The 23,716-nt window shown below is 57.2% G+C and carries 21 protein-coding genes and 2 pseudogenes; 13 read left to right on the top strand and 10 right to left on the bottom strand.

The annotated features are described in order from the left end of the window. Positions 1-112 precede the first annotated feature (112 nt). Complete coding sequence (locus tag HU727_RS08100; RefSeq protein WP_186529824.1) at positions 113-4,828, top strand: dermonecrotic toxin domain-containing protein; 4,716 nt, start codon at positions 113-115, stop codon at positions 4,826-4,828. 33 nt (positions 4,829-4,861) lie between these two features. Here HU727_RS08100 and argR read toward each other — a convergent pair whose 3' ends face one another. The 7 genes from argR to acs form a co-directional block, all read right to left on the bottom strand. Next, positions 4,862-5,842, bottom strand: coding sequence for a transcriptional regulator ArgR (gene argR, locus HU727_RS08095; RefSeq protein ID WP_186529826.1), 981 nt, complete (start codon positions 5,840-5,842; stop codon positions 4,862-4,864). Positions 5,843-6,087: 245 nt separating this feature from the next. After that, positions 6,088-6,852, bottom strand: coding sequence for an ABC transporter ATP-binding protein (locus HU727_RS08090; RefSeq protein WP_186529828.1), 765 nt, complete (start codon positions 6,850-6,852; stop codon positions 6,088-6,090). A gap of 27 nt (positions 6,853-6,879) precedes the next feature. Next, positions 6,880-7,992 (bottom strand): succinylglutamate desuccinylase/aspartoacylase family protein, encoded by a 1,113-nt coding sequence (locus tag HU727_RS08085; RefSeq protein WP_186529830.1) that lies wholly within the window; start codon positions 7,990-7,992, stop codon positions 6,880-6,882. A gap of 1 nt (position 7,993) precedes the next feature. Continuing rightward, complete coding sequence (locus HU727_RS08080) at positions 7,994-8,692, bottom strand: ABC transporter permease (protein ID WP_130911161.1); 699 nt, start codon at positions 8,690-8,692, stop codon at positions 7,994-7,996. Then, a complete protein-coding gene (locus HU727_RS08075) occupies positions 8,689-9,378 on the bottom strand; it encodes an ABC transporter permease (RefSeq protein ID WP_186529832.1) in 690 nt (229 codons plus the stop codon). The genes HU727_RS08080 and HU727_RS08075 overlap by 4 nt, the downstream gene beginning before the upstream one ends. A 91-nt stretch (positions 9,379-9,469) precedes the next feature. Next, positions 9,470-10,243, bottom strand: a complete 774-nt coding sequence (locus tag HU727_RS08070) for an ABC transporter substrate-binding protein (protein ID WP_186529834.1) — start codon at positions 10,241-10,243, stop codon at positions 9,470-9,472. Positions 10,244-10,967: 724 nt separating this feature from the next. Continuing rightward, a complete protein-coding gene (gene acs / locus HU727_RS08065; RefSeq protein ID WP_186529836.1) occupies positions 10,968-12,923 on the bottom strand; it encodes an acetate--CoA ligase in 1,956 nt (651 codons plus the stop codon). A 408-nt stretch (positions 12,924-13,331) separates the two neighbouring features. On the opposite strand from acs, the gene HU727_RS08060 reads away from it, so the two are divergent. The 8 genes from HU727_RS08060 (at position 13,332) to HU727_RS08025 (ending at position 19,933) form a co-directional block, all read left to right on the top strand. Continuing rightward, positions 13,332-13,592, top strand: a complete 261-nt coding sequence (locus HU727_RS08060; protein ID WP_186529838.1) for a DUF2790 domain-containing protein — start codon at positions 13,332-13,334, stop codon at positions 13,590-13,592. A 551-nt stretch (positions 13,593-14,143) separates the two neighbouring features. Further along, positions 14,144-15,394, top strand: a complete 1,251-nt coding sequence (locus HU727_RS08055) for a ribonucleotide-diphosphate reductase subunit beta (RefSeq protein WP_186529840.1) — start codon at positions 14,144-14,146, stop codon at positions 15,392-15,394. A 551-nt stretch (positions 15,395-15,945) separates the two neighbouring features. Beyond that, on the top strand, positions 15,946-16,659 hold the full coding sequence (locus HU727_RS08050) for an HNH endonuclease (protein WP_186529842.1): 714 nt from the start codon (positions 15,946-15,948) through the stop codon (positions 16,657-16,659). A 183-nt stretch (positions 16,660-16,842) separates the two neighbouring features. Next, the gene (locus HU727_RS08045) at positions 16,843-18,039 is read left to right on the top strand and encodes a colicin E3/pyocin S6 family cytotoxin (protein ID WP_186529844.1); all 1,197 of its coding nucleotides are present in this window, start codon (positions 16,843-16,845) and stop codon (positions 18,037-18,039) included. Continuing rightward, complete coding sequence (locus HU727_RS08040; RefSeq protein WP_186529846.1) at positions 18,036-18,266, top strand: DUF7683 domain-containing protein; 231 nt, start codon at positions 18,036-18,038, stop codon at positions 18,264-18,266. The genes HU727_RS08045 and HU727_RS08040 overlap by 4 nt, the downstream gene beginning before the upstream one ends. Before the next feature lie 61 nt (positions 18,267-18,327). Next, positions 18,328-18,561 (top strand): DUF7683 domain-containing protein, encoded by a 234-nt coding sequence (locus HU727_RS08035; RefSeq protein WP_186529848.1) that lies wholly within the window; start codon positions 18,328-18,330, stop codon positions 18,559-18,561. A gap of 42 nt (positions 18,562-18,603) precedes the next feature. Further along, positions 18,604-18,777, top strand: a complete 174-nt coding sequence (locus HU727_RS08030) for a hypothetical protein (RefSeq protein WP_186529850.1) — start codon at positions 18,604-18,606, stop codon at positions 18,775-18,777. A gap of 166 nt (positions 18,778-18,943) precedes the next feature. Continuing rightward, on the top strand, positions 18,944-19,933 hold the full coding sequence (locus tag HU727_RS08025) for a hypothetical protein (protein ID WP_186529852.1): 990 nt from the start codon (positions 18,944-18,946) through the stop codon (positions 19,931-19,933). Positions 19,934-19,950: 17 nt separating this feature from the next. On the opposite strand, the gene HU727_RS08020 is transcribed toward HU727_RS08025, so the two are convergent. Both HU727_RS08020 and HU727_RS25700 read right to left on the bottom strand, forming a co-directional pair. Further along, positions 19,951-20,670 carry a DUF6933 domain-containing protein gene (locus tag HU727_RS08020; RefSeq protein ID WP_186529854.1) on the bottom strand — a complete coding sequence of 240 codons (720 nt, stop codon included), beginning with the start codon at positions 20,668-20,670 and terminating at the stop codon, positions 19,951-19,953. 74 nt (positions 20,671-20,744) lie between these two features. Continuing rightward, a pseudogene (locus HU727_RS25700) lies at positions 20,745-20,846 on the bottom strand (sulfite exporter TauE/SafE family protein); the annotation flags it as partial. Between HU727_RS25700 and HU727_RS08015 the strand changes: the two are divergent. The 3 genes and pseudogenes from HU727_RS08015 to HU727_RS08005 form a co-directional block, all read left to right on the top strand. Continuing rightward, positions 20,836-21,021: pseudogene (locus HU727_RS08015) on the top strand (helix-turn-helix domain-containing protein); the annotation flags it as partial. The pseudogenes HU727_RS25700 and HU727_RS08015 overlap by 11 nt on opposite strands. A 93-nt stretch (positions 21,022-21,114) precedes the next feature. Then, positions 21,115-21,432, top strand: a complete 318-nt coding sequence (locus tag HU727_RS08010; protein ID WP_186529856.1) for a helix-turn-helix domain-containing protein — start codon at positions 21,115-21,117, stop codon at positions 21,430-21,432. Positions 21,433-21,444: 12 nt separating this feature from the next. After that, the gene (locus HU727_RS08005) at positions 21,445-21,702 is read left to right on the top strand and encodes a helix-turn-helix domain-containing protein (RefSeq protein WP_186529858.1); all 258 of its coding nucleotides are present in this window, start codon (positions 21,445-21,447) and stop codon (positions 21,700-21,702) included. Positions 21,703-21,740: 38 nt separating this feature from the next. Here the strand turns inward: HU727_RS08005 and HU727_RS08000 are convergent, their stop codons facing one another. Then, the gene (locus tag HU727_RS08000; RefSeq protein ID WP_186529860.1) at positions 21,741-22,793 is read right to left on the bottom strand and encodes an MBL fold metallo-hydrolase; all 1,053 of its coding nucleotides are present in this window, start codon (positions 22,791-22,793) and stop codon (positions 21,741-21,743) included. A 207-nt stretch (positions 22,794-23,000) separates the two neighbouring features. Here HU727_RS08000 and HU727_RS07995 point away from each other — a divergent pair, with 207 nt between their 5' ends. Then, complete coding sequence (locus HU727_RS07995; protein ID WP_186529862.1) at positions 23,001-23,609, top strand: TetR/AcrR family transcriptional regulator; 609 nt, start codon at positions 23,001-23,003, stop codon at positions 23,607-23,609. Positions 23,610-23,716: the final 107 nt, after the last annotated feature.

Here is a 23,716-nt window from a genome sequence, read left to right as displayed (position 1 = left end):
CACAGGTTACAGGCAGGCACTTTGCGCGGTGCGGTAAATATCTACCGCACGCTGCAACGGGCCATCTGTTTTGCTTGGGTTCTATCCCAAACGCTAAAGGACTGGCTGGCGAATGAACCCTCACGATACCGAGCTAACCGCTCAACCGGACACGCACTACCACCACGCATTCAAGAATCTGCCCACCTGGTTGCTGGGTGCTTCGGCCGAGACCCGTGGCGCATTGAAAAACGCATCGCTGCAAATTCCCGATTGGCACGCCAGCGCGACGCCCCGACAACATGCGCGGCTCAAATCAGCCAACGCTGAACACATGACCCACCGCAATCGTACCGAAGCGCTACTCAACTCGCTGAAAAATGCCCAGGACTTCGCCGAGCCGATTCTGGCCGGTGCGCTGAAAACACGTTACGGACTCGACCTGGATGTCAAAGCGACGTTCCTGCGCCTGTATATCCCCAAGAAGATCCCGCTGTTTTCGATCAAATCCGGCGCCGCGCGCATCTGGACGGTTTCGCTGCTGGATGCCGCCTTGCACAACTTCCAGCTATCGGAAACCGAAGCCGATGCGCACGAGTCGGACTCCGCCTACATCACCAAGCCAACGCCGGGCGGTCAGTTCACTACGTTGCCGGCTATCGAACGCAAGATGTCCATCCAGAACTTCACCCGGTTATGCCGGGAACTGGACATTGGCGGCCAATACGAGATCTACCTCAACGACAATCTTGGGGTGACTAACCCGGTGGCGGGCGCCATTCTGAACGCGAGCGTCGTCAAGACACAAAAAGCCGCATTACACGCCGCGCTGCAAATGGGCCGACTGCAAAAAACGCTGCCGGACGACGCCTTTCAAGCACTTCTCGGACTCGTGCAAGGTCGCAGCGGCGTGCGGCTCGATGGACATCTATTGCAGGGTCACGACGTGAGGATGATGTCTTCGTCGCTCAGCGCAATTGTCGTGTTCGCGCCCCGACTTGATCAGGCGCGCGCCACACAACGGATCATCGTCTACATTCCAGACGACCCGGAGCACCCAATCAAGCAATACCCCAACGCGCGTTCGTTCATGATCGAGCTGAGCCGAAAGCTGCGCAGCCGTTCCTACCAGACGTTTTTCAGTCGCTTTGTCCCGCATGCGGAGCGAACGTATTTTTTCGCCGACCTCAATCAGCGCCTAAGCCGCGCCATCTGGCATGAACACACGTCGGGAGATGCTCTGCCGAGCTGGCGGGACGCGCCGCTGAACCGGCCCAATCTGCAGTTTTCGATCACCGCGTTCAATACCGACCTCTGGGCTCACCTCTATAAACGACAGTTGAACAAGATCCTCAACGACGCACGCACCCTCGCCGTCTCCACTGCCAGGGCCGATTGCAATGCGCGATGGGCGTTGTGGGAAGGGTTTTGCAAGATTGCCGAGACGCTGGCGCAAGTTGCGTTGTTTGTAGCGATGCCGTTCGTTCCCTTTCTTGGCGAGGCTATGCTCGCGTATATGGCTTATCAGGCGCTCGACGAGATGTTTGAAGCCGTCGTCGATTGGACGCAAGGTCAGGTTCGTGAAGGCTTCGGACATCTCATCAACATCGCGGAAACAGCCGTTCAACTGGGCACGTTCGCGGTTGGCGGCAAACTGGTGGCCGATGCGGTCAGCCACCTGCTGCCGCGTGAGACCCTGGAATTGTTCGGATCGCTCAAACCCGTCGACAGTGGTTCAGGACGGACCCGATACTGGAGACCCGATCTTGCGCCTTATGAGCAATCGGCGCGATTGCCGGCGACAGCCACACCCGATCAGCTTGGCCTGTATCAGCACCAAGGCAGCAGGCTGCTGCGTCTGGAAAACAAGCTCTATGCGGTCGAAGCGGACAGTGCGACGGGACGATACACAATCGAACATCCCGTCCGAACCGATGCGTACCGGCCAGTGTTACGCCAGAACGGCTTTGGCGCGTGGCAATCTCCCCTCGATCGACCTTGGTCCTGGGACAGGGAAACGGTGATTCGGCGACTTGGCCACAGCGTCGAATCGTTCAGCCCCGCCGAGCGCGAAGAAATCCTGCGTATCAGCGGCTTTCACGAAAATGTGTTGCGTGAAATCCACGTCGAAAACCATCGACCGCCTTCGCTGCTGACCGACACCATCAAGCGCTACCGGATCGACCGCGGTATTCAGGCATTGATTGATCAGGCTGACACTGCCCATCCCGACTACGACCAGGCGCTGAACCGGCGACTGGCGCTGTTCGAATCGCGCTACCGTGAACTGCAAAGAACCGACGACCCTCAGGCTCAGCTATTACTGGGCGACTTCCCAGGGCTGCCGACCGACATCGCTGTAGAGTTGGTGAACAACGCGTCTGGCACCGAAGTCAGCCTTTTGCACAATGGAAGCGTGCCTCAGCGCTTGAAAGACGTTGCTGTCAAAGCTATGGAGGCGGTGCGTGTCTCCAGGGCCTATGAAGGGTTTTATTTTCCGGAGATGGACACCGTCGACACCCATCGTCTGGCGCTGCATAGCGTCGAGTCGATGCCGGGCTGGCCGACCGATTTGCGCATCGAGGTGAGGGAATTCTCCTCCGATGGAACGCTGCGCGACAGCATTGGCGAAGTCGATGCGGCCGTGCACAAGACATTGGTGCATGCCGAAGACTTCAGGTATCGAGTGGCAGAACATCCCGAGCAGCCTGGTGACTTTTATCAAGCGCTGCTCTTGACGCTGACGGACCAGGAACGTGCCGCGCTTGAGTTGCCGGCCAATGATGGACCATCACTCAAGCGATACATCGCAGAACACGCGGCGAATAAACCTGAGTTGCGCAAACTGTTCGCCAAGAACCCACGACGCAAACCTTTCTACGACCCGACCACCATGCGCTTGCCGGGCGGCACTCAGGGTTACCCTCGTGACAGTCGTCCCACGCCAACGCTCGACGACAGAGTTCGCGAGGTTTATCCCGATTTCGACGAGGCGGCGATACGCGCTTTCGTCGAAGAACTCCAGCGTCACCCGGACGGGGCTCGCATGGAACTGTCACGCCTGGCCAGCGAGGGCGAAACACTGCGCGAGGATCTTGCTCGGTGGGTGCAAGACGCTCCGACCACCGACCGCGAAACCGGACGTCCCATGAGCGCTCTGGCGCAACAGGTAGAACGGCACAATCGGCGCTTGTTGGCCCAGGAAACCGAGCGCAGTTGGCGCCGCCAGTCCGAGCGCGAGACCGATCAGGAGGGCGGAACCGCGGGCTATGCGTTGCGGTTCACGGAACCGGTAGTGGGAGATCTGCCCACCCTGACGGCTGACTTCAGCCATGTATCGACCCTCATACTCGAAGGCAATCATAGCGCTCAGGGTCTTCCTGCCTTCCTGACGAAATTCAGCGGCCTGCGCCGACTTGAATTACGTCGCTTCGCGCTGAACACGCTCCCGGATGCCATCGGACAGATGGTCGACCTTGAAGTCTTGATACTCAGTGATTGCGCCCTGAATGTTGACGCCGCCGCTTGGGCAAAACTGTCGTCGATGAAAAAAATTGTCATGCTGGATCTGTTCCGGAATCCATTCGAAATCGAGCCGAACATTGACTCCATGCCCGCTCTCGTTCATTTGGATTTAAGCCAGACCGGCCTGTCAAAGATCCCCGCCGGCGCCCTGCAGCATCCCGGACTGAACACGCTGATGCTGGAAACCAATACCATCACCGAGTTGCCTGCCGGATGGCTCGATAGTCCTGTAAACGCCAAGCGCGGCCTGAACCTTGCGCAAAACCCGCTCGGCCCTGAGGCAATGGAGCAAATCAAGCAGCATTACCACCTGACCGCGTACGATCTAGGTGTGTTTGCACCTGACCCGGACATCGCGCGAGCGCGGGTGTTGTATCCATATATGGACGTCGATCAGGCAAGCGCTTTTATCTACGAGCTGCCCGGCACGTTGCTGGAGGGCCGCACCGAGCTAACGCGCCTGGAAGCGCAACTTGCGCAATTGATCAACGATTTGGCGGCATGGACCGCCGACATTCCCGCCCTGCACCCACTGACTGGCGAACCGTTCAATGCGCAACAATTGGCGACGGAACAGGCGAGCCGCGATCGATTCAGAACCGAGCTTGAACAATGCTGGCGGCGCGAGAGAGAACTGGATGACTTCAACGATGCGCTTGAACCGACGTTCGAGCTGTTGTTTGAAACCTTCGTTTACGGCGAGATGCCGACGTTGAGCGCCGACTTCAGTCATGTGACGTCTCTGGAGTTGCTCAGCACTCATGGCGCAACTCGTATAGGCAGCTTTCTTGATGCGTTCCCCAACCTGAAAAGCCTCAGGCTGCGCGGCTGCAATCTGGGCAACATCCCCGATGCTGTTTTCAAGATGGGGGACTTGCACTCGCTGTCACTTCCCGAATGCTTTGTGACCCTGTCCCCGGAGTCGACCAACGCGCTGGCAGGTATGGAAGTGCTGGACTATCTCGACTTGAGCCTGAATCCGCTAGGGCAAACACCGGATTTGAGCCAGATGCCTGGCTTGGCGAATGTACTGCTTCACGAAACCGCAATTACCCAGATCCCTCGCGGACTGTTCCAGTTGAAAGAGTTGGATTGGGCGGATTTGAGTGACAACGCCATCACCGACATCCCCAGTGATATTCACGAGCTACCGCTGGAAATAGCGCAGAACATCATGATGAAAGGCAACCCGTTCTCTGAAGAAAGCCTGCAACACTTGGTTGATTACTTCGAGCGCACACGAGTGGACTTTGGCGTTCAGGAAGTCATCGACCGGGGAGAACTGGAAATTTCCACTTCCGCAGGTTCCGAAATCGATGAGTAATGCCAGTCATCGATTCGTCGCCTGACTGGACCCTCAGCCGCGCTCAGGCGGCACTGAGGACAATTCGAACGGGCTGCTGCTGCGCCGCTGGTTGCGATCTTCGCGCGGCGTGGCACCGAAGAAGTTGCGATAGGCGCTGGAGAAATGCGGCCCCGAGGAAAAACCGCACGACAGGCCGATCTGAATGATCGACTTGCTGGTCTGCATCAACATCTGCCGGGCCTTGTTCAGGCGCAGTTCCAGGTAGTACTGGCTCGGCACACGGTTGAGGTATTGCTTGAAGATACGCTCCAGTTGTCGACGGGATACGCACACGTGCTGAGCAATTTCGTCGGTGGTCAGCGGCTCTTCGATGTTGGCTTCCATCAGCAGCACTGCCTGGGTGAGCTTCGGATGACTGGAGCCCAGGCGATTCTGCAACGGAATGCGCTGACGCTCGCCGCCCTCGCGGATGCGCTCCACCACCAGCTCTTCGGAAACCGCACCGGCCAGTTCCGCACCGTGATCACGGGCCAGAACTGCAAGCAACAGATCGAGTACCGACAGCCCACCACAGGCAGTCAGGCGATCGCGATCCCAGTCAAATAGATGACTGGTGGCGATGACCTTGGGGAAACGCTCGGCGAAATCATCCTGCCAGCGCCAGTGCACGGCAGCGCGATAACCGTCGAGCAGCCCGAGTTGCGCCAACGGATAAACACCGGCCGACAGACCACCGATCACGCAACCGGCACGCACCACTTGCTTGAGCGCACTGCTTAGCGCCGGCGCCAGTGTGGTCGGCGGTTCGTCAGCGAGCAAAAACAGTTTCTGAAAGTTCTCCAGCTTGCCGGCCCAAGGCTCGCCCGGTAATTGCCAGGCACCTTCGGCTGGCGGTTCAGCCTGCAAGAACGACAGTTCGTAGACCACGTCCGGGTGCACCCGCTGCGCAACGCGCAAGGCCTCCTCCGCCAGCGCCAGCGTCAACGCTTTAGTGCTGGGCCAAATCAGGAAACCAATTCGATGGGCAGTCATGGGCGGGCGATCCGAAACAAACAACGGTGATGAAGGCATGGGCCAATGCTAGCCCGTAAACGAACACAAATCCTGAAACCGGTGAAGATCAGAATGTGGGAGCGAGCCTGCTCGCGAGGCGGTGTACCAGTCAACATAATTGCTGGCTGTTCTACCGCTTTCGCGAGCAGGCTCGCTCCCACAGGGGATCTGAGCCAGCCAGAAGATCGCGAAGCATGACCTAATCGGGTGCATAACGGCAGCGATTACTTGAGGCTACCCGACAGGAACTGCTGCAAACGTTCCGACTGCGGATTGACCAGCACCTCGCGCGGGTTGCCGCTTTCTTCAACAACGCCTTTGTGCAGGAACACCAACTGGTTCGACACTTCACGGGCAAAACCCATTTCGTGGGTCACGACGACCATGGTGCGGCCTTCCTGAGCCAGCGCCTGCATGACTTTCAGCACGTCGCCAACCAGTTCCGGATCGAGGGCCGAGGTCGGTTCGTCGAACAGCATCACTTCCGGCTCCATCGCCAGTGCACGGGCAATCGCTACACGCTGCTGCTCACCGCCGGACATGTGCCCCGGGAACGCGTCTTTGCGATGAGCGACGCCAACCTTGTTCAGGTAGTACTCGGCTTTTTCACGCGCCTCGTACTTGGGTACGCCCAGTACGTGGACGGGCGCTTCCATGATGTTTTCAATCGCGGTCATGTGCGACCACAGGTTGAAATGCTGGAACACCATCGACAGGCGCGAACGCATGCGCTGCAGCTGTTTCGGATCAGCGGCTTTCAGCGCGCCATCCTTGTTCGCCACCAGCTTGAGCTCTTCGTTGTTGAGCAGAATCCTGCCGGCGTGCGGCTGCTCGAGCAGGTTGATGCAGCGCAGGAAAGTACTTTTGCCGGAGCCACTGGAGCCGATGATGCTGATCACATCGCCGGCGGCCGCTTTCAGGGACACGCCCTTGAGCACTTCGTGACTGCCATAGCGTTTATGCAGGTCTTGGACTTCAAGTTTGTACATGCGGTCGGTTCTCACAAAAACAGTCAGTCAGTCGTTGAGCAAATGCCCGTGGCGCAGCGCCACGCGCCCCGCCACCTTGGCCAGCCATAAACCGGATTGGGCATAACGCAGTCGCTCGATGGCAAACAGTACACCGGACGTGCCAGCACACACGGTGCTGACCCGATCAGCCAGCGGATCAATCACTTCGAACAGCGCCTCACCCGCTTCGATCCACTCACCGGGCTTGCGCAGAAAGCTCACCACGCCCGGGTGCGGAGCGAACAGCATTTCGGTGCCCTCGAACGGCACGCCCTCGCAAGGCTCCTTAGCCGCTTTCGGCCATTCCCCTTTGATCAGGCCCTGCTCGGCAAGAAACGCCAAAATGCCTTCGGCCCACGCCAGGGCCTGGGCAGGATCGGTATCAGCCTGACCGCCCAGTTCGATGGTCGTCGCCATACAGGCCAACGGGATCTGCGCCTGCGGGAACAGGCGCGACAACCGTAGCCATGGCGCCGAACAGGCCTCATCGAACGAGCTACCGCCGGAATCTTCAGCGAGCAAGCCGACCCTCACATCCAACTGCGCCGCCAGCGAACGCCACTGCGGCCAGTGCTGCGGCAAGGCATACATATGCACTGCGGCTTCACAGTCGCAATGCAGATCCAGCACGATGTCGGCGCTGCAGGCATGGCTGAGCAACACCCGCTGCATGCCTTGCAACTGACTGTCCGCTGCTGGCAACGCCGCCAGGTGATCACTCATCGCCTGCCGGATCAAACGGATGTTGGCGTGCGGATCGTCACCGAGCTTGTCAGCCAGTGCCGCCGCAACCGGCGCGCTCAGCTCGACGAAGTCACGGTTGAAATTCTTGCCGCTGCCCGCTTCGAAACGCCCCTGAAAATTGCCTTGCAGCAATTGCTCCAGACCTAGCGGGTTGGCCACCGGAACCAGCTCGATGACACCGTTGAGCAAGCCCTGGGCTTCGAGTTCGCCGAGGCGCTTTTTCAGCTCCCACGCCGTGCGCATGCCCGGCAGTTCATCGGCGTGCAGGCTGGCCTGAATGTAGGCCTTGCGCTCGCCGCTGCCGAAACGAAATACCGAAAGCTTGCGCTCGCTGCCCAGGTGGCTCCACGGCAACTCGTGGTCGATGCGTTCCATATCAGTGCTTCCTCGGCGCGAGGTAGCTCAACCAGCGACGCTCGGCCAGTTTGAACAGCTTGACCAGAATGAACGTCAGGCACAGGTAGAACACGCCGGCGGTGATGTAGGCCTCGAACGGCAGATAGAACTGCGCGTTGACGGTACGGGCCGCGCCCGTGATGTCGATCAGGGTCACGATGGACGCCAGACTGGTGGTCTGCAGCATCATGATCACTTCGTTGCTGTACTGCGGCAGCGCCCGGCGCAGGGCCGATGGCAGCAGGATGCGTTTGTACAGTTTGAAGCGCGACATGCCCATGGCCTTGGCCGCTTCGATCTCGCCGTTCGGCGTGGCCTTCAGGCTGCCGGCGATGATCTCGGCGGTGTAGGCGCTGGTGTTTACCGCAAAGGCCAGGCACGCGCAGAACGTTGCGCTGGACAGCCACGGCCAGAGGAAGCTTTCGCGTACTGCTTCGAACTGGGCCAGACCGTAGTAGATCAGGAACAGTTGAACCAGCATCGGCGTGCCGCGAATCACGTAGGTGTAGAGCCACGCGGCGCCGTTGACGAGCGGGTTTTTCGAGACGCGCATCAGCCCCAGCGGCAATGCCGCGAGCAAGCCGAAAAACAGCGACAGCGCGAGCAGTTTGAGGGTGGTCAGCAGGCCGCCAAAGTACAGCGGCAGCGCCTCCCAAATGACGTTGTAGTCGAAGATCATAGATCAGCCGCCCTTACGCCTACCGAGTAGCGCTTCTCAAGTTGACGCAATACCAGCAACGAAACACTGGTGATCACCAGGTACATCGCCGCCACTGCGAGGAAGAAGGTGAAAGGCTCACGGGTGGCATCCGCCGCCTGCTTGGCCTTGAACATCATGTCTTGCAGACCGACCACGGAAATCAGCGCAGTGGCCTTGGTCAGTACCAGCCAGTTGTTGGTGAAACCCGGGATGGCCAGACGAATCATCTGCGGCACCATCACCCGGAAGAACACCTGAAAACTGCTCATGCCGTACGCCATGCCTGCTTCGGCCTGGCCCTTGGGAATCGCCATGAACGCGCCGCGGAAAGTCTCAGACAGGTACGCACCGAAGATGAAACCGAGGGTACCGATACCGGCGGCCAGCGGATTCAGGTCGATGTAGTCGTCATAGCCGAGCATCGGCGCCACGCGATTGAGCAGATCCTGACCGCCGTAGAAGATCAGCAGGATCAGCACCAGATCGGGAATCCCGCGGATCACCGTGGAATACAGGTCGCCCAGCCACGCCAGCCAGCGCACCGGCGACAGGCGCAACGCGACACCGATCAGCCCGAGAACGATGGCCAGGGCCATGGAAGACAAGGCGAGCTGAAGCGTCAGCCATGCGCCATCGAGGATGACAGCCCCGTAGCCTTTCAACATGATTCAGGTCCTCGAAAGTTGGGATGAAAAAATGGCGCAAACCGCAGAGATTCTGTTGCTTGCGCCATTTCGGACTTGTCGCAGGGACGTCTTACTTGCCGTAGATATCGAAGGCGAAGTACTTGTCCTGGATCGCTTTGTATTTGCCGTTTTCACGGATGGCCGCGATGGCCGTGTTGATCTTCTCTTTCAGGGCGTCGCCCTTGCGCACCGCGATGCCAACGCCGTCGCCGAAGTATTTGACGTCGGTGAATGCCGGGCCAACGAACGCGAAGCCTTTGCCAGCGTCGGTTTTCAGGAAACCGTCGTCCAGCAGGGTGGCGTCAGCCACAGTGCCGTCGAGGCGACCGGCAGCCACGTCGAGATAGATTTCGTTCTGCGAGCCGTATGGCTTGATCTCGGCACCCAGTGGCGCCAGGACTTCGCGGGCGAAACGTTCGTGGATCGAGCCACGCTGCACGCCGATGTTCTTGCCTTTGAGCTCAGCCAGGTTTTCGCTGACCTGAGTGCCGGCCTTCATCACCAGACGCGCCGGGGTGTTGTAGTACTTGTTGGTGAAGTCGACGGACTTCTTGCGATCTTCGGTGATCGACATCGACGACAGAATCGCGTCGATCTTGCGCACTTTCAGCGCCGGGATCAGGCCGTCGAACTCTTGCTCGACCCACACGCACTTGACCTTCATTTCTTCGCACAGCGCATTGCCGATGTCGTAGTCGAAACCAACGATGCTGCCGTCCGGTGCCTTCGAGGCGAATGGAGGGTAAGCCGCTTCGATGCCGATCTTCACAGGTTTCTCGTCAGCGACGGCATTCAGCGACAGCACGGACAGTGCCAGGGCGCCAAGCAGCACAAGTTTCTTCATCTTGGGACTCCATCGGTAAAGGGCAAAAACGGCAGAGTGAGCAACAGCCCAATATGCGAATGGGGTGAATCGGGAAACGGTTGCGCATCGGCGGGAAATTTCCCATTGAAACCGCAGGCGATTTCAACGTCAGCCACGATGAGCGAGTGATCGGCATTCTAACGACAGGCCCGAAGCCGATATTTCTTCAATGCGACAACTAATTACAGATGCACCGAGAAAGCGGCTTGAGCTCATTGACAGCCCTGCAATTTCATGCAGGAGCGAAAGACAGTGAACCGATCCATGCTGCAAATTGCGGGCCTATTATTCGCAAACCCTTCTAATCCGGCAAGCACAGCGTCATGTCTAATTTTTCACCGGGTATTTGAGGGCTCTAAAACGGGGCACAGCGTTTCCCTTCGCCCCGGTTTGACGCGGACGGTTACACATTGGGTTGTGGCGGGTAACAGCGGGAAAGGTCTGACGGTGCAGATCGATAATTATTGGTTGGGGTGTTGCGGTTTCCTACAGCTGACTACTGCGGTGTCTTACAGATCGCCTTCGCTGGCAAGCCAGCTCCCACAGGGATTTGTGCTGGAACCGAAATCTCCATACACCACAAAACCTGTGGGAGCTGGCTTGCCAGCGATAATGCCAGCCCTACCAGCACAAAACCTGCAGACACAAAAAAGCCCTGTCCGGCGAACACCGAACAGGGCTTTTCAGCACATCAAACCGCTACTTAAGCAACATTCATCGTCTTGTGCGTATCAATCAAATGCTGCACCACACCCGGATCCGCCAGGGTAGAGATATCCCCCAGTCCGTCATATTCCGCCGTGGCGATCTTGCGCAGAATGCGCCGCATGATTTTCCCCGAACGGGTCTTCGGCAGCCCCGGCGCCCACTGAATCACATCCGGCGAGGCGATCGGCCCGATCTCCTTGCGCACCCAGTTCTTCAACTCCAGACGCAGCTGCTCGCTCGGCTCCTCGCCATTCTTCAACGTGACATAGACATAAATGCCCTGCCCCTTGATGTCATGCGGCACACCGACCACCGCCGCTTCGGCGACTTTCGGGTGAGCAACCATCGCGCTCTCGATCTCGGCCGTGCCCATACGGTGACCGGACACGTTGAGCACGTCGTCCACCCGCCCGGTGATCCAGTAGTAACCGTCGGCATCACGGCGCGCACCGTCACCGGTGAAGTACATGCCACGGAAGGTCTTGAAGTAGGTATCAACAAAGCGATCGTGATCGCCGTACAACGTACGTGCCTGCCCCGGCCACGAATCGAGAATCACCAGATTGCCTTCAGCCTCGCCCTCGATAATGTTCCCGAGGTTGTCGACCAACGCCGGCACCACGCCGAAGAACGGACGCGCCGCCGAACCCGGTTTCAGTGCATGAGCGCCAGGCAGCGGGCTCATCATGTTGCCGCCGGTCTCGGTCTGCCACCAGGTATCCACAATCGGGCAACGCGACTTGCCGACATTCTTGTAATACCAGTCCCACGCTTCCGGGTTGATCGGCTCACCGACCGAACCGAGCAGACGCAGGCTGCTGCCATCAGCGCCTTCTACTGCGGCCTGCCCCGAAGCCATCATCGCGCGAATCGCCGTCGGCGCGGTGTAAAGGATGTTGACCTTGTGCTTGTCGATGATCTTCGCCACCCGGGTGATGTCCGGGTAGTTCGGCACGCCTTCGAACAGCAAGGTGGTCGCGCCGTTGGCCAGCGGGCCATAGACGATGTAGCTGTGGCCAGTGACCCAGCCGACGTCGGCGGTGCACCAGTAGATTTCGCCCGGACGGTAGTCGAACACGCGCTCGTGGGTCATCGCCGCGTACAGCAGATAACCGCCAGTGGTGTGCTGCACGCCCTTCGGTTTGCCGGTAGAGCCGGAGGTATAAAGGATGAACAGCGCTTCTTCGGCGCCCATTTCTTTCGGCGCGCAAACGGTGCCCGCCACTTTCATCAGGTCTTCGTACCAGATGTCGCGATGCTGGTTCCACTTGATGTCGCCACCGGTGCGCTTGCACACGATGACCTTCTGGATGCTGCTGGTTTCCGGGTTGGTCAGCGCGTCGTCGACGTTGGCCTTGAGGGAAATCTTCTTGCCGGCACGAATGCCTTCGTCAGCGGTGATCACCACTTTGGAGCGGCAGTCGATGATGCGGCCAGCCAAGGCTTCCGGCGAGAAGCCACCGAACACCACCGAGTGAATCGCGCCGATCCGGGTGCAGGCCAGCATGGCGACCACGGCTTCGGGGATCATCGGCATATAAATGGTCACCACGTCGCCGCGGTGCACGTCCTGACCACGCAGGGCGTTGGCGAGTTTGCACACTTGCTCGTGCAGTTCGCGGTAGGTGATGTTGCGGCTCTCGGAAGGATCGTCGCCTTCCCAGATGATCGCGATCTGGTCGCCGCGCTCGGCCAGGTGGCGGTCGAGGCAATTGTAGGAAACGTTCAGGGTACCGTCGGCAAACCACTTGATGTCGACATGGTGATCGTCGAACGAGGTCTGTTTCACCGTGGTGAAAGGCTTGATCCAGTCGAGGCGCTTGGCCTGCTCGCGCCAGAACCCGTCAGGGTTGACGACCGACTGTTGGTACATGGCTTTGTAGGTCGCCTCGTCAGTCAGCGTGTTTGCCAGAACCTCGGGACGAACGGGATACAGAGAAGCCGCACTCATCTTTCCTACCTCGGTGTAATAGTTGTTTTTGTATGATCCCGTTGTAGCCGGGTGGGCCCAATAGAACCATTCGACGATGGTTGTAGGAGCTGCCGAAGGCTGCGATCTTTTGATCTTCAAAGCAAGATCAAAAGCTCGCAGCCTGGTGGTACTCGACAGCTCCTACAGAGCCCGTGCGGGGGATTGTTACCAAATATGCCAAAAGTGTTTATCAAAACCCGCTCTGTTTACCCACTCCCCACCGCCTTAAAATTGACCTCGCCAACAAGGCAACGCGATTAACAACGTTACAGCCCCCACGAAGGCCGTTAATCCAGCTCTCCCAGCAATAACCACAAACTCGAAGTTACACACGCAACCCCAAAAAGGTTGCGTGACCCAACTCGACCTCAAAAAGGTGAATTAGAAATGAAAGTTTTATTGGTTCTGGCCCTCAGCAGTCTGTGCGCAACCGCCATGGCAAACGAGGCTCCGACTGATGCCGCACAGCAGCAACCGGTTGTTGAGGAGTACACCTACTCCACACACCTGGACATCGCAAAAGTTGTATCGATGAGCGACGTTCCGAATGTCTGCGAAGTAGTACCGGCAAAAATGGAATACGACGACTCCAAAGGTCAGCGCCACATTCTGCGCTACAGCATCATGGGCAACGGCTGCACCAATTGAATCAGACTGCACCGAATCGGACCGTTCAGCGCAACATTGAAGGTCGATTTCAGCCCGGCTTCGGTCGGGCTCAGTTGTGTCTGAAGCCTGCAAAAAGGCTTGCAAAACACTAGATGTAGTGAATCGAGCAGATTTTTGACTATTTTTTGAGCAAAAAACCGCTTGCCAAAAAAATAACAAAAAAAAATCTGACGGCGTCCAATCCACGCAAAGCCCTGTAAACCCTCGGTCGGACCCAAATCGCCCCCCTCCTCGGCCCCTCCATGAGCCGATTCGCCGCACCACGGCGGTAAAAATTTCCCTATAATGCCGCCCTATACGGGTCAGCAATATTCCCTTACAGGGATCAAAAGCCAATCTGAAGCCCCGCAGCAGCGCCCGACGCTGATTGCGCCCATCAGAGGCTCTCGGAGCCCGTCAAAATTTCTGTTTATTTGCCTGCGTGCATCGCTGCAAAAAACGACATCCAACGCGGTCTGTATGACCGTGTGAAAAACCAACCAATCAGGTTTCACACGGGCGACAGGCCCTCACGCAGGAGACGACACGTCATGCTGAGCTGGGACGAATTCGATAAAGAAGACAGTGAAGTCGCAACCGTGAAAGGCGCCAACGCCGGCCACGCAAGCGAAGCCAACATGGACCGCCTCGACAACGCTGGCGGCGCCGCGGCGCTCGAAGCCCGCGCCGTGACCGCCGACGACTCGGCCGCCGTGGCCCGCGCCAAGGCAGCACTGAACTCCCTCGACGTCGCCGAAGGCCTCGCCGAACTCGAAGGCGCTTCCGCCCGTGTCGCCGTTGACGAAAAGCGCATGATCAACTGCCGCGCTGACCTCAACCAACTCGTGCCATTCAAGTACGACTGGGCCTGGCAGAAATATCTGGACGGTTGCGCAAACCACTGGATGCCGCAAGAAGTCAACATGACCGCCGACATCGCCCTCTGGAAAGATCCGGAAGGCCTGACCGACGACGAGCGCCGCATCGTCATGCGCAACCTCGGCTTCTTCTCCACCGCCGACTCCCTGGTTGCCAACAACCTGGTCCTGGCCGTGTACCGCCTGATCACCAACCCGGAATGCCGCCAGTACATCCTGCGCCAGGCTTTCGAGGAAGCGATCCACACCCACGCCTACCAGTACTGCATCGAATCGCTGGCCATGGATGAAGGCGAGATCTTCAACATGTACCACGAGATCCCGTCGGTCGCGAAAAAAGCCGCCTGGGGCCTGAAGTACACCCGTTCGATCTCCGATCCGAAGTTCGAAACCGGCACCCCGGACACCGACAAAGAGTTGCTGCGCAACCTGATCGCCTACTACTGCGTTCTGGAAGGCATCTTCTTCTACTGCGGCTTCACCCAAATCCTCTCCATGGGCCGCCGCAACAAAATGACCGGCGTCGCCGAGCAGTTCCAGTACATCCTGCGCGACGAATCCATGCACCTGAACTTCGGCATCGACGTGATCAACCAGATCAAAATCGAAAACCCACACCTGTGGGATGCGGAAATGAAGGAAGAAGCGACCCAGATGATTCTGCAAGGCACGCAGCTGGAGATCGAATACGCACGGGATACCATGCCTCGTGGGGTGCTGGGGATGAATGCGGCGATGATGGAGGACTACCTGAAGTTCATCGCGAACCGTCGTTTGTCGCAGATTGGTTTGAAAGAGGAATATCCAGGGACGACCAACCCGTTCCCATGGATGAGCGAGATTATGGACTTGAAGAAAGAGAAGAATTTCTTTGAGACTCGGGTTATTGAGTATCAGACTGGAGGGGCGCTTAGCTGGGACTAATAGTCTCGCTTGGTGCGATTTGACGATTGCGGTTTGAGTCGGCGAATCGAGAAAGTAAAAAGCCCCGATGTGATCGGGGCTTTTTATTGGGCGATAGGTAATCCTTAAAGACGCCTGGCAGGGCTAAACCCTCCTACACCTTTATGCCCCGAAAAATCGGTCGTTGCGTGAGTGGCTGAGTCCTCAGGCGGTGCCGGTCTTGCGCGATGCTGAACCTTCAGGACTTCAGGACATCCAGATCGACCGATGCTGAGTTTGTTGGACTGGCAAGTGAGGTCTCTGAGTCTGCTGCATTAGCAGATCGAAGGCTGGATTCGGCTGCGGGCATGCGTAATCTATTGAGCGATCAGCCACCACGAAAAGCGATGGCGACGAACCTTGAGATGGCGAAGGCTCACTCAGGCGCTTCAGCCGTCGAAGCATTCGATGGGGTAAGCGATGCGTTTGTAGGATCACATGCGAGATCCGTCGCTATTTCTTGTAGGAATTTTCGTAGACAGCAGTAATGGCCACTCAGTATCGTCCGAGGGTTTTCAACCCTCGGCGACTGTATGGATACCTCGAAAGAAAAGACTGGCTGGAGCGATGAAGAGCTAGAGGCTTCGGTAGACGCTTATCTAAAGATGTTTGCACTTGAGCAGCAAAACCAGCCATTCAAAAAGGCAGACGAAAACCGTCTGTTGCGTGAAGGCCCACTGAGCAAACGCAGTGCCTCCTCCGTCGAGTACCGCATGCAGAACATCTCTGCGGTGATGGAGCAATTGGGGCAGCAGCGAATTACTGGCTACGTTTCGGCAAAGAACCTTGGTTCTGGCGTTAGTAAACGAATCAAGGAAATCCTCGCGAAGAAGGGCATCAAGGCATTACGAAAAGGCGAACAGCGGGCCGTTACATTTACGGCTCTTCAGTTGGTTGAGGTCACTGCACTTCAACAAAATGAAGCGCCAGTAGGCGTTCTAAACCCTAAAGAGACGACCTCCACAGTCGTGAGGCTTGCCCGCGCCCAGAGCGTTAAAAAGTGGGTACTCAAGCACTCCCAAGGCATTTGTGAAGGTTGTGGGCAAACCGCACCATTCGTTAGTGCAAACGGCCGCCCCTTTCTTGAAGTCCATCATGTTAAGCACCTCATTGATGGCGGAACCGACCGTATATGCAACACGGTAGCGCTGTGCCCCAACTGCCATCGTCGTTGCCACCATTCCAGCGACAAAAAAGAATTCACCGCTGAGTTTTATAAAAAAATTGAGCGGTTGAGGCCTGAATAGTGGATTGCATCAAACCCGGGCCGAGGAATCCCACGGTCCCGAAGACTTCGCACTGAAACAAAAATCAACAGCGACAATTCCTACCCTGATCCAAGACCCGTCCTACAGCCTCAATGCATCACCTTCGTTAACGTCGCCCGGTTTCTGTCCCGTGCGACCGTTAAATGAACGAAAGGATGATCAGTGGCTGGCAAAAAGGATATTCCCCGGGTCAGGAACCCACCTTCGGGCGATGGGCATCACGTCACCTACCGGTTCATGAACGCGACCGAACTGGCCGAGCGCGAAGCCAGGCAAAACGCTTACGAGGCCATGCTCGCCCGGCAGGATGCGTTTGAGCGCAGCCGGCAGGTCGCTGCCAAGAAAGACGACGCGGTCCGGGCCGGGTGCGTGTTCGCGAAGTCTTGCAAGCTGCCGGACGCGATCATTGATTACTCGAATGCCTCCGGGATGGTGCCGACCGACAGCCTGAGGGATTACGGCGAATTCGCTTTGCTCGGTACCCGTGAGGCCGATGATGCCGGGCTGCTGAATCTGCAAACCATCAGCGGCAATACCGTATCACTCGGCCTCGGGCGCCTTGCTCTTCGAAGCCCGACACTCGCCACGCCAACAATCAGTCTTGGCGCAGCCATCGGCGCTACCGGTGCTGTACTCATGACTGGCATGGTCGCTTTGCTCTGGACGCCCAGCCTGGATGACAGCGCTCTGTACACCGAGGAACAATTGCGCGCCCTCAAACACGCCCGTACCCGTGTTCGCCTGCGCATTGAGCAACAAACCGATGGCGCTCTCAAAGCTTATGCCTTTTACACCGGCAAAAATCGCGACTGGGAAATGGTTGATGTCGTGAAGCTGGAAACCCGCGACAGCCAGTACGTCGTCAATCTGGGTGAAGGCGTAGAGCTGATCTGGACACCCGCGGTAGACGGCTCCGATACCTTGGGCATTCCTGCTCTGGAAGCCGCCCCGCGCGCACCGCATATCTGGGTTTACCCACCAACGAAAGCGGCCAACGACATCCTTGTGAATCCGGTTTATCCACCGGAGTACAAGGATTTCATTCTGGTGTTTCCGGAGAGTTCGGGGGTAAGACCGGTTTATATTGTGGTGAGTCTTTCTGATCACAAATATCATCCGCCACCGCCTGGACTTGCAGCGTTCCCGGATGCGATCAAGGCAGATCGTAAGACTTCCGTTAAAGGAGGCGGCGGACTTAGAAAGCGATGGAAAACCAGAAAAGGACTGATTTTTGAATGGGACTCACAACACGGTACTGTCGAAATGTATGACAAACGAGGTCGCCATCTCGGTGAGTATGACCCAGCAACTGGCGCGCAAACCAAACCAGCGGACGGCACGAGGACAGTAGAACCATGATCTATCTAATCGAGGCATTTGACAAAGAAAGCGGTTTCCTGGCTTTTGAAGAGGAACTCCCAAGTGGATCAGATCAGGCGATAAAAACCATCATGGGATGGATGGTGGAACAGCAAGGATGGGAGGGATACGATCTCTCGCACGAACAGCTTGGAGCCCTGGAAAAACTGCTGGGGAAAGAAATCTATAACCCCACCTATAAATTCCAGCTCAGCTGCAATGTGTAAACGATGGTTCTGACACCGGTGAGCAGAACAACCCGGCCTCTCCAAAGAGAAGGATAGAACCATGACTCACGTAATTTATGCGTTTGATCGATCCACCGAAGCTCTGATTTTCGAAGTGCCAATCTCGGCAGAGGGTATCGAGCAGCTGCGAGTCATCATGAAATGGAATGAGGCAGAAGACGAACTCTACGGTTACGATCTTGGTTTTCAGCAGCTAGCACAACTAGAAACATTAACCGGAAAGTCCTTCTACGATCCTCAATACGATTATCAACTCGCTAGCTACGGAAATTAAAGGTCCAAGACAACCCGGCGACCGCACGAGGACAGTAGATCCATGATCTATCTAATCGAGGCATTTGATGAAGAAAGCGGTTTCCTGGCATTTGACATGGAACTCCCAAGCGGATCAGACGCTAACTTCGGTGAGCAGTACGAACTGGCCGCGTGTGCGGTGGATTTGGGGCCGCTCCGCAGCCCAGCGGGAGCAAGCTCCCTCGCCACAGGGTGATGTGTGGCCTGCAATGTTGGTGTGGGGATGGAAATTTGGTTGATGCCTGGAATCGCCAGAAGGCTAGCTCCTACAAGTTTCGCATCATCCTGAAAACAATCAGTGCAACCCACCCCGCCTCCCGCTATTAATACCCTTCCCCCCACTCAAGGACCCGAGCCCCACCATGAAATTCGATCTCGCCTACTGCCTCAGCCTCGACGACAAGTTGTCGATCTATGATGTTCGCGATCTCAATTTCGATGAGACGGTGGCGTTCGACTCTGCGAAGGAACACTTCCAGTGCCCCAACGATGACTGTCGTTCGGCGTTCGAGGTTTCCAATGAGTTAGGCACGTTCAACGCTAAGAACGTGAATTACGTGCGCACGCCGCACTTCAAGAATCTGCCCACTACGCAGCATGTGGCGGGTTGTCCGTATGTGAGTTTGAAGGCGTCGGCGTCTGGCATTGAGACGGCGGATGGCGAGGTGGACGATGGTCGTGAGGAGCACTTCCCATCAGAATTATTGCTGACGCGGCGTGAGTATGTGCGCAAGCCTGCCGCGCCGGCGGGCGTGGCTGATGTGTTGCGCGATGATCCGGTTCGGGCGGCGAAGGACAGTGGTAAAGAGTCGGCGGGGCGTGAGTCGGCTCCGGACAAGACGAGTGTGTTTGCGCATCCGGTGGAGTGTTTTGTTTCCAACTTTGCCGACAAGGATTTGCTCAAGCGGATGCCGCTGAAAATCGGCGAGCATACGGCGCCGTACAGTTCGTTCTTCAAGAAGATCGAGTATCTGACGGACAACAAGGGGCTGATTTACTGGGGCCGGATCAAGAAGATCGAGGACTTCCACAGCGGCGCGAGTTTTCGCATCGATTTCGAGGACAAGGTCTGGTTCAAGAAGCCCGAGGACACCAAGAAGAAGCCTTATCCGGTCAGTGTTTATCTGAACAAGAAGCTGATCGACAACTATCGCAAGCGCAAGGCGTTTCTGGAAGAGATCAAGCACGCAGCGGACAGCGACAAGCCGTTGTTCTGTTTCTTCTATGGCGTGACGCCGGAGTTGAAGCAGGTGCCCGGCAAGAAGAACCCCGAAAAGCCGTTCGAGGTCTTCAATGCCGATATCGAGAACCTGGATCACTTCATCATTCGTGAAGCGCCGGGTCTGGAATGATGGCGGCGGGCCCAGCCTCAACTCCTCGAATCCTGCCCCTCATACGCTTCCATAAAAGCTTTGCGCTCCATCGCCGCTATTTCCCGCGCGACTTGTTGCCGACGCTCTTTCGCAGCATGCAGCTGGACATCATCGAGGAAGCAATAATGGCGCAGCCAGTGAAGCGTCATCTCCTCGTCCGGGAAGTAGTAAGACTTGGCGCCCTTGCTGCTTCTCGGCGTGTCATTCATTTGTTCATCGAAAACCATCGCTGTGACTTCATTGGGCGGCAAGCACCCCGTTCCAGCAACCTTGTCTCGAAAACACCAGGCAATTTCATCAATGTGTTTTTGCGCGCTGCGGTGGCTGCGCCGATAGAACTGCTGATGCTCACAAGTCTGGAGCATCCGGGCCAACATCAACTCGGGGTCTAGCCACTGCCCGAGACCATGGTTTTGGGCATTGATCATCAATCCATTTACCCAGCGCTCGGTGAAGCGCAAAACGAAGTCATGGTCGTCGGCTTTTTTGGCGCCCGCCAAGATCACGCAATAGCGGGTTTTGATGTGCAGAACCAACAGCACATGTTTGCGCTGCACGGTAATCGCATGGACCAGCCACTGTTCGTCTGAGCCGTTCAGTTCATCGTCTTCTATCACTGACGACGGCGGCTTGTTGTCCACCGGCGTGATCGTTTTGCCTTTATGTACGCGGCTGAAAAACTTGCTGGCGGCTTCGGTGCAATTGAAGATCAACATTCTGGTTCTCAGCTAAAGACTGGAGGGCAGCGCCCTATTATCCATTGAATTTTTCGCCCGCGCCGTCCAACGATTCATTGAAGCGAAATGCTCAACAGCACGATGACCAGCAACCCAATATAGATACGGGCATGCATTCTATCCGGAATCCGCCCGATCCAAGGCGGCCTCAGCTTTCGCCAGTGGCGGCAGCAGGCGTGTGTGGTGCAGGCGCTGGCACGGCTGGCGGCGGGCGAAGCGGTGACGCGGATTGCTCTGGACTTCGGTTATGAGAGCCCGGCGGCGTTTTCCACGATGTTCCGGCGTGTGTTGGGACAGGCACCGTCCGTCTGGTTGGAGGCGGCCAACTAGGCATATTCGAAAAATGCGTTTGATCCCGGCCCAAAACAACTGTACAAAAACACAGTACATTTTCAATCAGCACTTTTGAGCCCGGAGCACACCATGGCCTCTCTTGCGATGAACCACGTCCTCGAACGCATAGCCCTTTTCCAGTTCACCCCGACCCACTGCGTCCAGGCCCGCGCCCTGCTGGGCTGGAGCGCAGAGCAATTGTCGCGCGAAGCAGAAGTTGCGGTGGCAGATATTCAGCGGTTCGAAGCACAGCAGGACGTGGCGGACGCCGCGAGACTGGCACTGGCTTATCGATTTGAAGCGCAGGGGTTGGTGTTCTTCCCGGGGTTCGCACCGGGGCGCAGTGTCAGGGCGCAGGGTATGGCGGGGGAGTCGGTGGGGCGTGGGAATTTTGCGATGGCTGAATAAGGAGCGCTAAGGATGGATATCGAAAAAAGCACGGGCAACGTCTACGCAGATTTGGGACTGCACGGTGCCGATGAAATGCTGATCAAATCGGAATATGCGACAAAAATGGCCGCGTTGATCAAGACTGCCAACCTGAACGAATCTGAAGCGGCGCAAATTACTGGCATCACCTTGGAAACACTACGTCAGATACTTCGTGGAAAATTCAGGGATTTGTCGGTCGCTACGATGGCGGATTACCACTTGCGAATGAAGCAAATCGGTATCTGATTCATCCGGTTCGCACCGAGGCGAACCGGATGAACCCGTCAGGCGTTCTGAGCAACCACCTCCCCCTCTTCCACCGCCATCCACCACGCGCTCCCCCGTTGTGGATGCGCAATGTTGAACGCCTCACCCATTCGCGGCGTGGTAATCGCGATACTGCGTTCCCATGCGAGGGCGAGGATGCGGTCGAATGGTTCGTGCCAGGCGTGCATTGCCAGATCGAACGTGCCGTTGTGGATCGGAAAGAGCCAGCGGCCCCTGAGGTCGATGTGGGCCTGCAGGGTTTCTTCCGGTTGCATGTGGACGTGCGGCCACTCGACGTTGTAGGCGCCGGTTTCCATCAGTGTCAGGTCGAACGGGCCGTATTGCTCGCCAATGCGCTTGAAGCCGTCGAAGTAACCGCTGTCGCCGCTGAAAAAGATGCGTGTATCGGCATCGATCATTACCCATGACGCCCACAAGGTGTTGTTGCCGTCGAACAGGCCACGGCCGGAGAAGTGCTGCGAGGGCGTGGCGATGAAACGGATACCGGCGATTTCGGCGCCCTGCCACCAGTCGTACTGACGCACCTTGCCGGCGTCGATGCCCCATTTGATCAGGGTGTCGCCAACGCCCAGCGGGGTCAGGAAATAAGTTGTCTTGGCGGCGAGTTTCAATACGGCTTCGTAGTCGAGATGGTCGTAATGATTGTGCGAGAGGATCACCGCTTCGATCGGCGGCAACTCATCAATGCTGATCGGGGGTTGATGGAAACGTTTCGGGCCAGCCCATTGCACCGGCGACGCGCGTTCGGCAAAGACCGGATCGGTGATCCAGAATTTGTCACGCAGCTTCAGCAGCAGAGTCGAATGCCCGAGGCGGTAAACACTGTGGTTTGGAGCTGCCAGCAGGTCTTCACGGGTCAGCGGCTGCACCGGGATCGCAGCGGTCGGGCGGGTGTTGCGCGGTTTGTGAAAAATCATGTTCCACATGATCCGCAACATTTTGCGCAAGCCTTCGCGCTGCACCGGAGCGTGATTGCGAAACAGCCCTTGATCCTGTCGAGAGGCTTCAGGCGCGCAAGTGTTATCCGGAAGAGAGACTGGATTGGCCATGGCTGAACGACTCCGAAAAACCGTGTAATTGACGGTATTCCAAGGGGAATGAAAATGGCCAAGCTGCACGCAAAGGCCTAGCGCTCTGGTTGTAGGGTGCGAGGATTAACGCAACATTACACTGAGCGGTGTAGTTTCTAGGTTGCATCAAAGTCGATGGCAAGTAAACTGCCAAGTGTAATTTCCTTTCTCTGCCGAAGCCCGCCCATGACAGCCCCACAACGCCTCACCGACCGGAAACGCGAAGCCATTATCCAGGCGGCGATTGCCGAATTCCGCGCTCACGGTTTCGAGATCACCAGCATGGACAAGATCGCCGCCACGGCCGGTGTGTCGAAGCGCACGGTGTACAACCATTTTCCAAGCAAGGAAGAGCTCTTCGCCGAAATCCTCAATCAGTTGTGGGCGCGGATCAGTGCCGAGCCATCGGTGACCTATAACCGCGAGCTACCACTGCACGAGCAACTGCGCCAGATGCTGCGAGAAAAGGTGCAAATGATGGCTGACGAGAATTTTCTCACCCTCGCCCGGGTGGCGATTGCCGCAACCATTCATTCCCCCGAGCGGGCACAGAACATGATCCAGCGCATGGGCGAGCGTGAGGAAGGCCTGACTGTCTGGATTCGCGCAGCGCATGCCGACGGCCGGCTGAAACCGGTGGATCCGGAATTTGCCGCGCATCAAGTACAAGGTTTGCTCAAGGCATTCGCGTTCTGGCCGCAGATCTCGCTCGGCCGGGCGGCCCTTGATCCAGACGCGCAGAATGCAGTTGCCGAGTCGGCGCTGGAAATGTTCCTGGCACTGTATCAGCGGTGATTCGCAGGGTTCGCTGAACGCGTACAACAAATCTCGCAAAAAGTTATACAACCTCGCGAAAAATTCCTTTCTTGTACAACTTTCTGAAGTTTTGTATAAGTAGCCTT

Source organism: Pseudomonas khorasanensis, assembly GCF_014268505.2.
Classification (GTDB): Bacteria; Pseudomonadota; Gammaproteobacteria; order Pseudomonadales; family Pseudomonadaceae; genus Aquipseudomonas; species Aquipseudomonas khorasanensis.
Note: the sequence above shows the minus strand (reverse complement) of the source record. Positions and strands in the feature narration are given on the sequence as shown.